Genomic DNA, 13,537 nt, shown 5'->3' with positions numbered 1-13,537 from the left:
GGCAGTATTGGACTGTGAGCCTTGTAGACCGCCTGCCAGAAGAGATCGACGCCGATCCCGATGCCATCTTCGACGCCTTCGTCGAATGGAACTCCGAGCGAGGGCTGACCCTCTACCCCGCGCAGGAGGAGGCGCTGATTGAGGTGGTCTCGGGAAACAACCTGATCCTGGCCACCCCAACCGGCTCGGGCAAGAGCCTGGTCGCCGCCGGAGCCCACTTCACCGCGCTGACCAAGGACGTCCGCACCTTCTACACCGCCCCGATCAAGGCACTGGTGTCCGAGAAGTTCTTCGACCTGTGCGAGGTCTTCGGCACCGAGAACGTCGGGATGATGACCGGCGACGCGAGCGTGAACCCCGGGGCGCCGATCATCTGCTGCACCGCGGAGATCCTCGCCAACGTCGCGCTGCGCGACGGCGCCCAGGCCGACATCGGCCAGGTGGTGATGGACGAGTTCCACTTCTACTCCGAGCCCGACCGCGGTTGGGCCTGGCAGGTGCCACTCCTGGAGCTGCCGAACGTTCAGTTCATCCTGATGTCGGCGACACTGGGCGACGTCACCAGGTTCGAGGAGGACCTCACCCGGCGAACCGGCAGGCCCACCGCGGTGGTGAAGAACACCGAGCGCCCGGTCCCGCTGGTCTACTCCTACCGGATGACCCCCCTCCACGAGACGCTGGAGGAGATGCTCACCACCAACCAGTACCCGGTCTACGTCGTCCACTTCACCCAGGCCTCGGCCATGGAGCGGGCACAGGCGCTGATGAGCATCAACATGTCGACCAAGGCCGAGAAGGAGGCGATCGCCTCCATGATCGGCAACTTCCGGTTCACCACCCGGTTCGGCAAGGCGCTCTCCCGCCTGGTGCGGCACGGCATCGGCGTACACCACGCCGGGATGCTCCCGAAGTACCGCCGCCTGGTGGAGCGGCTCGCCCAGGCGGGCCTGCTGAAAGTCATCTGCGGCACCGACACGCTCGGCGTCGGCGTCAACGTCCCGATCAGGACCGTGCTCTTCACCGCGCTGTCGAAGTACGACGGCAACAAGGTGCGGCGGCTGCGCGCCCGCGAGTTCCACCAGATCGCCGGGCGGGCCGGGCGGGCCGGATTCGACACCATCGGCTACGTCGTCTGCCAGGCCCCCGACCACGTGGTGGAGAACGAGAAGGCACTGGCCAAGATCGGCGACGACCCCAAGAGGCGGCGCGGGTTCGCCCGCAAGAAGCCCCCGGAGGGCTTCGTGGGCTGGAGCGAGGAGACCTTCGAGAAGCTGCAGAGCGCCGAACCGGAGCCGCTGAACTCCCGGTTCAAGGTCAGCAACGCCATGCTCCTCGCGGTGATCAACCGGCCCGGCGACTGCTACGCGGCCATGCGCCACCTGCTCACCGACAACCACGAGGACCGCAAGTGGCAGCGGCGGCACATCAGCCAGGCCATCGCGATCTACCGGTCGCTGCTGGCCGGCGGCGTGGTGGAGAAGCTGGACGAGCCCGACGAGCACGGCCGGATGGCCCGCCTGACCGTTGACCTGCAGGAGGACTTCGCGCTGAACCAGGCGCTCTCCACCTTCGCGCTGGCCACCCTCGAACTGCTCGACATCCAGGCGCCGAACTACGCCCTGGACATGGTCTCGATCATCGAATCGATTCTCGACGACCCCCGCCAGATCCTGTCCGCGCAGCTCAACAAGGCGCGCGGCGAGGCGGTGGCGCAGATGAAGGCCGACGGCATCGAGTACGAGGAGCGGATGGAGCTCCTCAACGAAGTGACCTATCCGATGCCGCTGGCCGACATGCTGCTGGGCGCGTACGAGACCTACCGGCGCGGCCACCCCTGGGTGGGCGACTACACGGTGAGTCCCAAGAGCGTCATCCGCGACATGTACGAGCGGGCGATGACCTTCGCCGACTACGTGCAGTTCTACGAGCTGACCCGGTCCGAGGGCACGGTCCTTCGCTATCTCGCCGACGCCTACCGCACCCTGTCGCGGACCATCCCCGAGCACCTCAAGACCGAGGACCTGGTCGACCTCATCGAGTGGCTCGGCGAACTGGTCCGGCAGGTCGACTCCAGCCTTCTGGACGAGTGGGAGCAGCTGCAGAATCCGACCGGGGAACTGGAGGCGCCCTCCCTGGAGGAGAGCACCAAGCCGGTCACCGCCAACACCCGCGCGTTCCGCGTGCTGGTCCGCAACGCGATGTTCCGCCTGATCGAACTGGCCGCTCTGGAGAACGAGCAGGAGCTGGAGCAACTGGCCCCCGACGTCGACTGGGGCGCCGCGCTCGACGCCTACTACGAGGACCACGAGGAGATCGGCACCGGCCCGGACGCCCGGGGCCCCGGCCTGCTCCGCATCGAGGAGGAGAAGGAGTTCTGGCGGGTCCGCCAGGTCGTCTCCGACCCGGCCGGCGACGGCGACTGGGGCATCGACGCCCAGGTCGACCTGGCCGCCTCCGACGAGGAGGGCCGCGCCGTGGTCCACGTCATCGGCCTGAACCGCCTCTGACACCCCCGATTCCGGCCCGCTGCCCGCCGTACTCGTTCGGGGGGCGGCCGCGTTCCGGCCCCCCCGAATCGGCGCCGGCTCGCAGCTTCTCCGTGACCTCTCACCAGTGGCTTCCAAGTCTGTTACCAATGCCATGCAGAAGATTTGGGGGGTTACGACGGCGTGGGGTCGTCGTCCGATGAGCAAGGGGCACGATGAACGGCAAGAAGACGATGCTGGCGGTCGGGGCGCTGGCGGGACTGATCGTGGGAGGTTCGGGTGTGGCGGTCGCCGGGGTGGTGGCCTCCAGCGATGTGATCACGGCGTGCGTTACGGCGAGCGGCACGCTACGCGTTCCCACCACCACGCAGCCCACACCCTTCCCCTCGCCGACCTCGACGGCGCAGACGGAGCTGGCGCCTACCGGTGAGCCCGGGCAGGGAGGGTGCCTGGCCGGGGAGAAGGTCATCACGTGGAACCAGATGGGTCCCACGGGACCGGCAGGATCCACGGGACCGGCAGGTCCGGCGGGACCTGAGGGACCGAACCCGTTTGACGGACAGTTCCAGGGCGGCCTGAGCACGCTCATTCAGCCGCACACCGAGGGCTCCTACGTTGGCAAGTGTCTCAGCGGGCAGATCGCGGTGAGCGGGGGCTACGAGATCTTTGACCTTGCGAACCGGACGATCGTGCCGGATGTCATCGTGTCCAAGGCAAGCCTGGTGTTCACCCAGGAAACGTCCCGAAGCTACGAGGTCAAGGCCAAGAATCCCACTGACAGGCTGCTCAACATCATGATCCGCGTTCTCTGCGTCCCGGAGTGACGATCTGAGCACGGCCCGCCTACCTGGAGGAAGGCGGGCCGGTGTGAGGAGCCTCTGGTTGTAGAGCGTGCCCGGCGAGACCTCCAGCGGCTTCGCGATGTTCCGGCCGTTCCCCTTCGGCGCGGAAGGGGAACGGCCGGAACATCGCTCTCCGGCTGTTCGTGAACGCGGAAACATCAGGCTCGACCGACGAGAATGGCGGGATGAGCGACGAAGCGATCAGGCAGGTGCTCGGCCTGCTCTACCAGGAGGACACGCTGCGGGTGCTGGCGACTCTGGCACTGGGCGGCAAGCCCGAGGAGGAGTCCGGCCTCGACAGGGAGGCGGTCAGGCGCGCGCTGGACCGCCTGGAACGCGGCGGGCTCGCCGTGCGGGGGGAGGGCGGCGAGTGGCAGGTGCGGCGCGAGCGGTTCCGCGAGCTGCTGCACACCACGGCCAAGCCCGCGCCCCCGGTCTCTCCCGAGGAGAAGGTGCTGCGCTCCTTCCTCGTCGAGGGGCGGCTGCGGGCGATCCCCAGCAAGCGGGACAAGCAGTTGGTCGTGCTCGACTACGTGGCCCAGGTCTTCGAGCCGGGGAACCGCTACCCGGAGAAGGAGGTCAACGTCGCGCTGCGCGCCTTCCACGACGACTACGCGGCGCTGCGCCGTTACCTGGTCGACGAGGGCATGCTCAGCAGGGAGAACAACGTCTACTGGCGCAGCGGCGGCTCCGTCGAGGCCTGAATCAGCCGTAGTACTTCCTCGCGCCGTCGTGCAGGGGCACCGGCTCGGTCTTCCGCGCGTGGTCGCGGTGGAGACCCGCTTGCCCCTGAGGTCGGCGACCGGCCTCACTCCGGAGCCGGTGGTGGCGACCACCTGCGTGTGGTTGTCTTGAACTCCTCCCCGGCTTGGGGGCCGGAGGTTCTCCCGTCGCGTCGCGGTTAAGCGGCGCGCGGGGGTTGACGCTTCACAGACCGGGTAACCCCGAGGTCTCCACGTCCTGACACCGCTGTTCCGTCGGCGTTGTTGATATTGATCGCGGCGTTGGTGTCGGCATGCCCGCCCCATCCGCACGCGGGGCTTGTGCAGGTGAACACGGCTTTGACGCGGCTGGCCGGGTCGCGGTGCCCGCACTGGTGGCAGGTCTGCGACGTGCCCGGGGCGGGCACCTTCACCACCATCCCGCCGCGATCACGGGTTTTGTACTCCAGCAGGGTGACCGTGCGAGCCCAGGCCTCCCCGGCGATCGAGCGGTTCAGTCCGGCCTTTTGTGCGACGTTCACGCCGGGGTTCTCGACTGTGCCCTTGGCAGAGCGGAGCATGTTCGTAATCTTCAGGTCTTCCACCTTGATCACGCTGAAGGTGTCGGCGAGTTCGGTGGTGGTCTGGTGCTGCCAGTCCACGGCTCGGCGCTTGGCTGTCGCGCGGGCCCTGGCGATCTGGTCGTAGGTGCAGGTCAGCCGTTTGGACGTGGGCCGGCCGAAAGTGCGTGTGCGGCGCTGGCGTGCGGACTTCTTCTCCAAGCGGCGCAGGTGTTCCTTCTCGCCGCTGGTGAGCCAGGGCCCGTGCTCACGCATGGTGGTGTCCGACAGGGCCAGGGCGACGTTGATTCCCCGGTCGATCCCGACCTGCGGGCCAGGGTGGCAGACCGGGGCAGGCACCTGGCGTTCGGTCCGGAACACGATGTGCCAGCCGTCGGCTTCTTTGACCAGGCGAGCTCCGGTGATCCGCCCGGCAGGGCCGCCCTTGGTGAGGCCGGGCAGGTCCTTGGTCCACCGAAACCGCACCCGCCCGACCTTGGGGAGATTGATCGCGCCCCAGCGCCGGTTGATCCGCTTGATCTGCAGATCGCGGGCTTGGGGGACGTCCACGGCCAACCGGGTCCGCAGGCGGCCCTTGAACGTGGGCCGCTTGGCCGGATGGTCGGGGTTGAAGAAATTCGCCCACGCCTGCCGATACGTTCTCAGCACTGCTTGTGCCGCCTGGGCGGGTAGTTGTCTCATCCAGTCGATCTCGTGGCGGGCTGTGCGGATCGCCGCGTCGCAGTCCTTCAACGTCGCGAACCGGCCCTGGCGGAAGGTGAAGTACTCGTGCAGCAGGTTCCACAGCGCGCGGGCGGTGTGCGCCTGAGCGTCCAGCACGGCCACCTGGCCTGCGCCGAGGTCGAGTCGCGCCACGTGCGCACGAACCTGCCTCACCAACTCCATACCGTGATCGTATCGTTTGGTTTACGTCACCGCGGTGGAATCCAAATCCCGCCGATGTACGCACCGGACGCCATGTTGTTCACAACCTTCATGCGCACTTGGTGCTCGTGACGAAGTACCGGCGTGGGGGGTTCACCGACCCGATGCCGGTCCGCTGTGAGGAACTCATGGGCGAGGTTCGCGCCGACTTCGAGGTCGAACTTCGCGAGCTCAACGGCGACCACGACCACGTCCACCCGCTGGTCCACTACCCGCCAAAGGTCGCTCTGTCCAAGCTCGCCGGCTCATTGAAGGGCGTCTCGGCGCGGATGCTCGGCAAGGAGTACGGCGCTCACGTCCGCCGCCTCCTGTGGGGCGGGCATTTCTGGTCCGGCTCCTACGTCGCCGCAAGCGTGGGCGGCACACCGCTCACGGTCCTCAAGCACTACATCGAACAGCAGAAAAGACCCGTGTGAGCCGGCCTGCTCATGGGCACGGAAGGCCAGGACAGGCTCGCGCCCTGGCGGGCCCTCCCGCGTGGGCCTTCACCCTCGGAGTGAACGCCGGAGCACTGGCCCACAGTTCAATAGATCACTGACAGCCGTCCGTCAGGACGTGGTCACATTCGTGTCACACCCGTTGCGCGAGACGCACCGGCCCGAGAGAAACGTACGAGAGGAACGGCCGGGGTCTGGATGTCCGTGAGCGAACGGCCTGAGCGGGAACGAGCAGAACCGGGGCGAATCGCCAGGGCGGAGGGAGCCAGGACCGCACCGGCCGCCCGAGGTGGCCGTCAGCCGCCCGAGGTGTCGGTCTCGGCGTCGAGGCAGGGGACCGCGAGGTCGTACGGGTCGTCGAGCCAGCCGGCGGGCAGGTGAACGCGGTCGCGCGGATTGGTCTTGCCCCGGGGGACGTCCACCCCCTCGGGCCAGGACTGGTCGGCGTCGAGTTCGGCGAGCCCCTCCCGCAGGCCGGCCAGGGTCTCGGAGGTGGCCAGGCGGCGACGGAGGGCGGAGCCGACGGTGAAACCCTTGAGATACCAGCCGACGTGCTTGCGGAAGTCGGCCACGGCGTGCGGCTCGCTCTCGAAGCACTCGGTCAGCAGGGTGGCGTGCCGGTCCATGGTCGCGGCGACCTCGCCCAGCCGGGGACGGCGCCGCTCGCCGCCGCCCTCGCACATGGCCGCCAGGTCGGCGAAGAGCCACGGGCGCCCCAGGCATCCCCGGCCGACGACGACGCCGTCGCACCCGGTCTCGTCCATCATGCGGCGCGCGTCGTCGGCGCTCCAGATGTCGCCGTTGCCGAGCACCGGGATCTCCGGCACGCTCTCCTTGAGCCGCGCGATCGCCTCCCAGTCGGCGGTTCCGCCGTAGTGCTGGATCGCGGTGCGGCCGTGCAGCGCGATCGCGGAGACGCCCTCCTCCACGGCGATCCGCCCGGCGTCCAGATAGGTCAGGTGGTCGTCGTCGATGCCCTTGCGCATCTTCATGGTCACCGGCAGCGTCCCGGCGTTGCGCACCGCCTCACGCAGGATCGCCCGGAGCAGGTTCCGCTTGTACGGCAGGGCGGAGCCGCCGCCCTTGCGGGTCACCTTGGGCACCGGGCAGCCGAAGTTGAGATCGACGTGATCGGCCAGGTCCTCCTCGGCGATCATGCGGACGGCCCTGCCGACCGTCACCGGGTCGATCCCGTAGAGCTGGAGGCTGCGGGGACGCTCGTCGGGCTCGAACCGGATCATCTTCAACGTCTTCGGGCTACGCTCCACCAGCGCCCGCGTCGTGATCATTTCGCAGACGAACAGACCGCCGCCCTGTTCCCGGCAGAGGGCACGGAACGCCGTGTTGGTTATCCCGGCCATCGGGGCGAGGACGACCGGCGGCCACACCTCCAGCGATCCCAGTTTCAACGACTCCACCTGGCTTTTCTACCGCACCGCGACGAGCGGGACGAATCATCCGCTGGATATGGTGTACCTGGTGTAACCCGACGTGACATGGGAGGCCGCGGATGCTGCTGCGACTGCGGATCGCACTGCCCGACCGGCCGGGCTCCCTGGGGAAGGTCACCCGCGTCCTCGGCGTCGCGGGCGCGGACATCACCCAGGTGGTCGTCCTGGAGCGCGGCGAGGGCCGGGCGCTGGACGACATCACCGTCTACTGGCCCGACTCCGCCCCCAGGGAAACCCTGGTCGAGGGGTTGGAGAGCGTGCCGGGGGTGACGATCGAGGGTGTCTGGAGCACGCGCGAGGCACCGGGCACCTACCCGGAGCTGGAGATCCTCAAATACATCACCACGGCCGGCGATCGGGCGCTGGCCACCCTGATCGACTCCATGCCCGTGCTGTTCAGCGCCGACTGGGCCGCGGCGGCGACCGAGAAGATCCCTCGCGTGACCGTCCACTCCAGCTGGCGGGCTCCCGAGCAGGTCCCCTTCCCCACCGAGACCCCCGCCCGCCCGACCTCCTTCACCCTCGACTCCGGCCTGCACGTGATCGCCGCCCCGCTGCCCCCGCTGGCCCTGACCTTCCTGCTGGCCCGCGCCGACGGCCCCGCCTTCCACCGCATCGAGGTGCACCGCCTCACCCGCATCCTGGAGATCTTCCTCACCCTGCCCGCGGTGGAACGCGCCGTCGTCCGTCAGTTGCGCCACCAGACCGGCCAGACCGGCTGAGCCGCCCGCCCTACGGGCACCGGACGGGCGGCTGAACGCACGGTTACGCAACCGCGCGGAAAACCCGCTAGAGTTCTCTCGTCGCCACCGGGAGCGAAACCCGGAGGAAACACGCGGAAGTGGCTCAGTGGTAGAGCATCACCTTGCCAAGGTGAGGGTCGCGGGTTCGAATCCCGTCTTCCGCTCGAAGGGTCTTCGGGCTCTCACTCCGGTGGAGTGGCCGAGAGGCGAGGCAACGGCCTGCAAAGCCGTCTACACGGGTTCAAATCCCGTCTCCACCTCTGGTCCTTCCCCATGCGGACGATTAGCTCAGCGGGAGAGCGCTTCCCTGACACGGAAGAGGTCACAGGTTCAATCCCTGTATCGTCCACCCACATCAAAGGCCGTTTCCCCCAGCGGGAAACGGCCTTTTTGATTCTCCGAGCGACCAGGCCGCCCTGCCCTCAGCGGCGAAGGCCAGATCCAGTCGCCGCGCCCCCACGGACGCTCCCCGGTCATGCCCGGTGAAGCGTCCGTGCTCGACGAGCAGTGCGGCGACCTCGGCCCGCGCCACACCGGAGGGCACGGCCCGCAACCGAGACGGCGAAGTCGCTTCTCGCCCCGGTTCGATCGCTGAGATGTCCCTGACCCGATCGGCCGATCTCCTCCTCACCGCTCACGCACTGTGACCGTCCACGTGATCGGCTTTTGCGCCACGGCACCGGCGTGCTCGCCGAAAGCGAGTCCTTCCGCGTCCCTCAGCCCGCGTCCCTCGGCCCGCATGCGTCAGCCCGCGGCGTCAGCCTGGACACGGGCGAGTGGACGCCTCAGCAGGCTCTGAGAGTCCCCCGGCAGCGGGGACCTCCGGCCGCCCACCGGAGGCGACGCGCACCTTACCGATGGCACCGGTCAACAGCGCCATGCCCGCTTACCTGGGAATCTTCATGCCAGTTGACATGCCGATGCAGTCGCCCACAAGTCACTTTCAAGGCGATAAGGACACGCTCACCCCGAGTTGACCACGAAGACCGAGGACGAGTCCGGAACGGATCTTCGCCGTCATCCCGACGAACGTGGTCGCGTCCAGATGTCCGTTCCACTTACGGGGAGACAGAATCATGCGCAGGAGACACTGCGACAAAGAGGGCGGCCTCCATCTGGCCGCCGATAAGATCACCGGCACCGGGCCGCGCCACGCCTCAGGTTTCGAGGCCGACGATGACGGTGCGTGAACGGCCGAAGCTGGCCCCGGTGCCGCTCGACCAGGTTCCCGAGGTCGCGGAGTTCCTCACGAGGCTCGATCTGGGGACCCTGCGGCAGGACGCGGTCTCCACGTTCCTCGGTCGCAACGACATCTGGGCCGGCGTGACCAGTACGGGACTTCCGGTCTTCGTCAAGCGGGTCAACGGGCCGGCGGACATGGTCCGCCGGCAGGTGGACCGGATCAGCGCGATGGGCGTGCTGCTCGACGCGCATGCGGTGATCAACGCTCCCCGTTTCCTGGGCGGCGACGGCGAGTCCGGCCTGGTGGCCTTCACCCTGCTTGAGGGTGCCACCAGCGGAGCCGACCTCGCCACCGAAGACGGCTTCACCTGGGAACTCGCCAACTCGGCGGGGATCCAGATCGGAACGCTCCACACCCTCCAGGCGCCGGGCCCCGTGGCCGAGGACACCTCGGAACCGCCGCTCCCGCCGCTCGGCGGCCTGTCCGCTATCCCGCTGGAGGTCTACGCGGCCGCGAGCGGGGCGGAACTGGAAGGGTGGGGGATCCTGCACAACGATCCCGTGGTCGTCGAGGCGATCAGGAACCTTTCCCAGTGGGAGAAAGGCAGTTCCCGCGTCCTGGTCCACGGTGACCTCCGGATCGACCAGTTCCTGTACCACGAAGGCACGCTGTATCTGGCCGACTGGGAGGAGGCCAGAGTGGCCGACCCCGCGCGGGACGTGGGCGCCTTCGTCGGTGAATGGCTCTTCCGTGGCGTGCTCGGCATGGCCACCCATGAGGACGCCGTGAGCGACCGGGAGGTCGTGGCCAACGGCGCCCGGCGGTTCGAGACCCTGCGGCCGTACATCGAGTCGTTCTGGTCGGGCTATCTCGATGCCAGGCCGGCGGCCCGCGCCGACCAGGAGCTGGCGGTCAGGGCAGCGGCCTTCGCCGGCTGGCACATGTTCGACCGGCTCCTCGCCGCCGGCCTCCAGCGCCCGCGGTTGACGCCCCTGCAACGTGCGGCGGCGGGCGTCGGGCGCAAGGTCCTGCTCAGTCCCGCCGACTTCACCACCACGTTGGGCATTGGAGGTTGAAGGTGAAGCAGTCACTCGACCGGGTGCAGATCAGCGCGGATCTGATGTCCGCCACGGTGGACGATCGCGAGGTCACCGCCGGCAGTCCCAAGGCGTTGCGCGGTGCGCTGGCGGACGCGCTGTACGACGTGTTCCACGCCGGCCGGGAGCTCAGGGAGGGGCCGCGTCCCAAGTCGCTGCGTGACTCCGGCTTCGAGCAGGCTCTGCGCGCGATGGTTCCGCACCGTGTCTCCCCTGTCCTGGCCCCGATGGAGCCCGGCTCGCCCGCCGTCGTCCGCCTGCACGGCGTGCGTGTGCTGATCCCTGAGCCGCAACTCGGCGCCGAGGTCGAGACGCCCGGCGGGCCGTCGCGATGGGTCAGTCTGCCGGCCGTCCTGCCGGCGCTGTCGCCCGGCTTTCTACTCGTCAACGGCTCGCTGGGGCACGACATCGAGCAGGGCGCGTGCGTGCGGCTGTACGTCGGAGCCGACGCGGCCGACGCGGCCCCCGGGTTGTGGGGCGCGGTGATCGGACGGCTGGAGGAGCTTCAGGTTCCCTATCGGGCCAAGGTGCTCTCCGCTCGCGACCTCTATCCGCGTCGCGACGCCATCGTGGTCTACCTGGGGTCACGTTCCTGGCATGCCGTACCGGAGATCGCCCGGGCGGCCTCCGCGGCCGGCGGGCTCCGACAGGACATGTCCAGCTATGTCGCCGAGCTGGATCGCGGCATCGGCTGGGCCTGGGAGCCGCAGGACTCCCGGCCCGGGATGCGCGGCCTGAGCTTCGGCGAGCACCGCTCCCAGGCCGTCACCGCCGGCCTGCTGGCGCACGCCGAGCACGGCGGCGACCGGGACCAGGCGGTCGCCGAGGCACTGCGGGCCGCCGGGATCGTCCCCGACGCGGTCCACCGCAACCTCGACTCACCGACGCTCCCCTTCGAGACCACCGACCCCGAACCCGGGTCCGGATCTTGAGAGAGGTACCGGAGGAGGTGAACACATGCCCACCGAGTTCCTGATGGAGGGTGCCGAGGCCTACACCTCACTCGCCGAGGTCGCGGCGGGCCCCGAAACCGACGCTCCTGAGGCCACCCCGATCGTCAGCATGACCATCACCCTCATCAACGTCACCGTCTACCTCGGCTGCTGACGCCCTGAAACCAGCACACCCACCGCACAACATCGCGAAAGGAGAAACACATGCCCACCGAACTCCTCATGCAAGGCGCCAACGCCTACACCTCCCTCACCGAAGTCGCCACCACCCCCGAAACCGACATCCCCGAGATCACCCCCGCCGTCTCCTTCAGCATTGGCGTCAGCGTCAGCGTCGCACTCACACTCGGCGGCGGCTGCTGACGTTTTGAAACCGGGAAGTTCATCGCACAACGTTTCAAAAGAAAGATCGCATACCTGCTGAGCTTCTGACGGAAGGCGCCGTCGCGTACACCTCGCTTGCCAGGGTGTACGCGACGCCCCCCGGAGCCGACGCCCCGAGGCTGCCTCGATCACCACCAGCACCGCCACTCTCTCCGTTTCTTTCACCATTGTCTTCGGCTGCTGACTCTCCTACCTCTCAAAACCCATCGCAAGACACCTCAAAAGGAGAAAACACATGACCGCCGAACTCCTCATGCAAGGCGCCGACGCCTACACCTCACTCACCGAGGTCACCGCAGCCACCGAAATCGACACCCCCGAGGCCACCCCCGTCATCTTCAGCTTCACCCTCGGCTTGAGCTACGGCGCCACCATCGTCGTCAACTGCTGACGCCCTGAAACCAGCACACCCACCGCACAACACCGCGAAAAGGAGAAACACATGCCCACCGAACTCCTCATGCAAGGCGCCGACGCCTACACCTCCCTCACCGAGGTCACCACCACCCCCGAAACCGACACCCCCGAGGCCACCCCCTACATCATCTCCTTGACCTTGGGCTACTCGATCGCCGCCACAGTCGCCGGCAGCTGCTGACGCCCTGAACCAGCACACCCACCGCACAACACCGCGAAAAGGAGAAACACATGCCCACCGAACTCCTCATGCAAGGCGCCGACGCCTACACCTCCCTCACCGAGGTCACCACCACCCCCGAAACCGACACCCCCGAGGCCACTCCCATTGTGAGCATCTTTTTCAGCATCGGCGTCACAATCGCCACATTCGAACACAGCTGCTGATGCTCTGAAACCAGGAAGCCCATCACACGGCATCTCGAAAGGAGAAACACATGTCCACAGAACTCCTGCTCGAAGGCGCCAACGCCTACACCTCACTCGCCGAAATCGCCACAGCCTCCGAAACCAGCACCCCCGAGGCCATTCCCACTTCCACCATCAGCGTCAGCATCTCCCTCACCTTTTACCTCGAGTGCTGATCACCTGACCTCCGAAATCCGCAACACAACACCCCGAAGGGAAAACACATGTCCGCAGAACTCCTGCTCGAAGGCGCCAACGCCTACACCTCACTCGCCGAAATCGCCACCACCCCCGAAACCGACACCCCCGAAGCCACCCCCATCACGCTCATCCTGACCCCCGGCGCCATCGCCTTCACCGTCGCCATCGAGTGCTAACCACCTGACCCCCAAACCCACAACACAAAACCCCGAAAGGAAAAACACATGACCACCGAACTCCTACTCGAAGGCGCCAACACCTACACCTCCCTCGCCGAGGTCGCGTCTGGCCCTGAAATCGACGTCCCCGAAATCAGCCCCGCAACCATAAGCATCCTCAGCCTCGGCTGGGCCACCTCCATCGCCGTCACCAACGCCCTCGAGTGCTAACCACCTGACCCCCAAACCCGCAACACAAAACCCCGAAAGGAAAAACACATGACCACCGAACTCCTGCTCGAAGGCGCCAACACCTACACCACCCTCGCCGAAATCGCCACCACCCCCGAAACCGATGCCCTCGAGGCCGCTTCGCTGACCACCACCACCGCCACCCTCGACGTCTCTTTCACCATCGTCTTCAACTGCTGACTTTCCGACCTCTCGAAACCCACCACACAACACCCGAAAGGAAGAACACATGACCACCGAACTCCTGCTCGAAGGCGCCAACACCTACACCACCCTCGCCGAAATCGCCACCACCCCCGAAACCGACACCCCCGAAGCC

Annotated in this window: 18 protein-coding genes and 3 tRNA genes; 19 read left to right on the top strand and 2 right to left on the bottom strand. The window is 67.5% G+C overall.

Annotated features, from left to right (window positions below):
• Window positions 1-14: 14 nt before the first annotated feature.
• The 3 genes from ABZU75_RS02335 (at window position 15) to ABZU75_RS02325 (ending at window position 4,032) form a co-directional block, all read left to right on the top strand.
• Window positions 15-2,507 carry a DUF3516 domain-containing protein gene (locus ABZU75_RS02335; protein WP_355548450.1) on the top strand — a complete coding sequence of 831 codons (2,493 nt, stop codon included), beginning with the start codon at window positions 15-17 and terminating at the stop codon, window positions 2,505-2,507.
• A 194-nt stretch (window positions 2,508-2,701) separates the two neighbouring features.
• A complete protein-coding gene (locus tag ABZU75_RS02330) occupies window positions 2,702-3,310 on the top strand; it encodes a hypothetical protein (protein ID WP_355548447.1) in 609 nt (202 codons plus the stop codon).
• Window positions 3,311-3,513: 203 nt separating this feature from the next.
• Window positions 3,514-4,032 carry a DUF2087 domain-containing protein gene (locus tag ABZU75_RS02325; protein WP_355548444.1) on the top strand — a complete coding sequence of 173 codons (519 nt, stop codon included), beginning with the start codon at window positions 3,514-3,516 and terminating at the stop codon, window positions 4,030-4,032.
• Window positions 4,033-4,229: 197 nt separating this feature from the next.
• Here ABZU75_RS02325 and ABZU75_RS02320 read toward each other — a convergent pair whose 3' ends face one another.
• Window positions 4,230-5,495: a transposase gene (locus ABZU75_RS02320; protein ID WP_355548441.1), complete on the bottom strand. Its 1,266-nt coding sequence runs from the start codon at window positions 5,493-5,495 to the stop codon at window positions 4,230-4,232.
• Window positions 5,496-5,506: 11 nt separating this feature from the next.
• Between ABZU75_RS02320 and tnpA the strand changes: the two genes are divergently transcribed.
• The gene (gene tnpA / locus ABZU75_RS02315; RefSeq protein ID WP_355548657.1) at window positions 5,507-5,950 is read left to right on the top strand and encodes an IS200/IS605 family transposase; all 444 of its coding nucleotides are present in this window, start codon (window positions 5,507-5,509) and stop codon (window positions 5,948-5,950) included.
• Window positions 5,951-6,267: 317 nt separating this feature from the next.
• On the opposite strand, the gene dusB is transcribed toward tnpA, so the two are convergent.
• Entirely contained in the window at window positions 6,268-7,389 is a 1,122-nt protein-coding gene (gene dusB, locus ABZU75_RS02310; RefSeq protein ID WP_355548438.1) for a tRNA dihydrouridine synthase DusB, read from the bottom strand.
• 92 nt (window positions 7,390-7,481) lie between these two features.
• Here dusB and ABZU75_RS02305 point away from each other — a divergent pair, with 92 nt between their 5' ends.
• From ABZU75_RS02305 to ABZU75_RS02235, 15 genes are all read left to right on the top strand, one after another.
• Window positions 7,482-8,144 carry an amino acid-binding protein gene (locus ABZU75_RS02305; protein WP_355548435.1) on the top strand — a complete coding sequence of 221 codons (663 nt, stop codon included), beginning with the start codon at window positions 7,482-7,484 and terminating at the stop codon, window positions 8,142-8,144.
• 113 nt (window positions 8,145-8,257) lie between these two features.
• A tRNA-Gly gene (locus ABZU75_RS02300) sits at window positions 8,258-8,329 on the top strand.
• Window positions 8,330-8,354: 25 nt separating this feature from the next.
• Window positions 8,355-8,425 (top strand) — tRNA-Cys (locus ABZU75_RS02295).
• 17 nt (window positions 8,426-8,442) lie between these two features.
• A tRNA-Val gene (locus tag ABZU75_RS02290) sits at window positions 8,443-8,514 on the top strand.
• Between the two features lie 827 nt (window positions 8,515-9,341).
• Complete coding sequence (lxmK, locus tag ABZU75_RS02285; protein ID WP_355548432.1) at window positions 9,342-10,424, top strand: class V lanthionine synthetase subunit LxmK; 1,083 nt, start codon at window positions 9,342-9,344, stop codon at window positions 10,422-10,424.
• Between the two features lie 2 nt (window positions 10,425-10,426).
• Complete coding sequence (locus ABZU75_RS02280) at window positions 10,427-11,377, top strand: T3SS effector HopA1 family protein (protein ID WP_355548429.1); 951 nt, start codon at window positions 10,427-10,429, stop codon at window positions 11,375-11,377.
• Window positions 11,378-11,402: 25 nt separating this feature from the next.
• Window positions 11,403-11,552 (top strand): LxmA leader domain family RiPP, encoded by a 150-nt coding sequence (locus ABZU75_RS02275; RefSeq protein ID WP_355548426.1) that lies wholly within the window; start codon window positions 11,403-11,405, stop codon window positions 11,550-11,552.
• 50 nt (window positions 11,553-11,602) lie between these two features.
• Complete coding sequence (locus ABZU75_RS02270) at window positions 11,603-11,761, top strand: hypothetical protein (protein ID WP_355548423.1); 159 nt, start codon at window positions 11,603-11,605, stop codon at window positions 11,759-11,761.
• A gap of 256 nt (window positions 11,762-12,017) precedes the next feature.
• Window positions 12,018-12,173, top strand: a complete 156-nt coding sequence (locus ABZU75_RS02265; RefSeq protein ID WP_355548420.1) for a hypothetical protein — start codon at window positions 12,018-12,020, stop codon at window positions 12,171-12,173.
• Between the two features lie 51 nt (window positions 12,174-12,224).
• Entirely contained in the window at window positions 12,225-12,380 is a 156-nt protein-coding gene (locus ABZU75_RS02260) for a hypothetical protein (protein ID WP_355548417.1), read from the top strand.
• 50 nt (window positions 12,381-12,430) lie between these two features.
• Window positions 12,431-12,586, top strand: a complete 156-nt coding sequence (locus ABZU75_RS02255) for a hypothetical protein (RefSeq protein ID WP_355548414.1) — start codon at window positions 12,431-12,433, stop codon at window positions 12,584-12,586.
• A 50-nt stretch (window positions 12,587-12,636) separates the two neighbouring features.
• Complete coding sequence (locus ABZU75_RS02250) at window positions 12,637-12,783, top strand: hypothetical protein (RefSeq protein ID WP_355548411.1); 147 nt, start codon at window positions 12,637-12,639, stop codon at window positions 12,781-12,783.
• A gap of 48 nt (window positions 12,784-12,831) precedes the next feature.
• The gene (locus ABZU75_RS02245) at window positions 12,832-12,984 is read left to right on the top strand and encodes an LxmA leader domain family RiPP (RefSeq protein ID WP_355548408.1); all 153 of its coding nucleotides are present in this window, start codon (window positions 12,832-12,834) and stop codon (window positions 12,982-12,984) included.
• Window positions 12,985-13,032: 48 nt separating this feature from the next.
• Window positions 13,033-13,197 carry a hypothetical protein gene (locus tag ABZU75_RS02240; protein WP_355548405.1) on the top strand — a complete coding sequence of 55 codons (165 nt, stop codon included), beginning with the start codon at window positions 13,033-13,035 and terminating at the stop codon, window positions 13,195-13,197.
• A 48-nt stretch (window positions 13,198-13,245) separates the two neighbouring features.
• On the top strand, window positions 13,246-13,398 hold the full coding sequence (locus ABZU75_RS02235; RefSeq protein WP_355548402.1) for a hypothetical protein: 153 nt from the start codon (window positions 13,246-13,248) through the stop codon (window positions 13,396-13,398).
• The last annotated feature ends 139 nt before the right edge of the window (window positions 13,399-13,537 follow it).

The organism is Streptosporangium sp. NPDC005286 (genome assembly GCF_040607515.1).
In the GTDB taxonomy this organism is placed as follows: Bacteria; Actinomycetota; Actinomycetes; order Streptosporangiales; family Streptosporangiaceae; genus Streptosporangium.
This window is presented reverse-complemented; position numbering and strand designations above follow the sequence as displayed.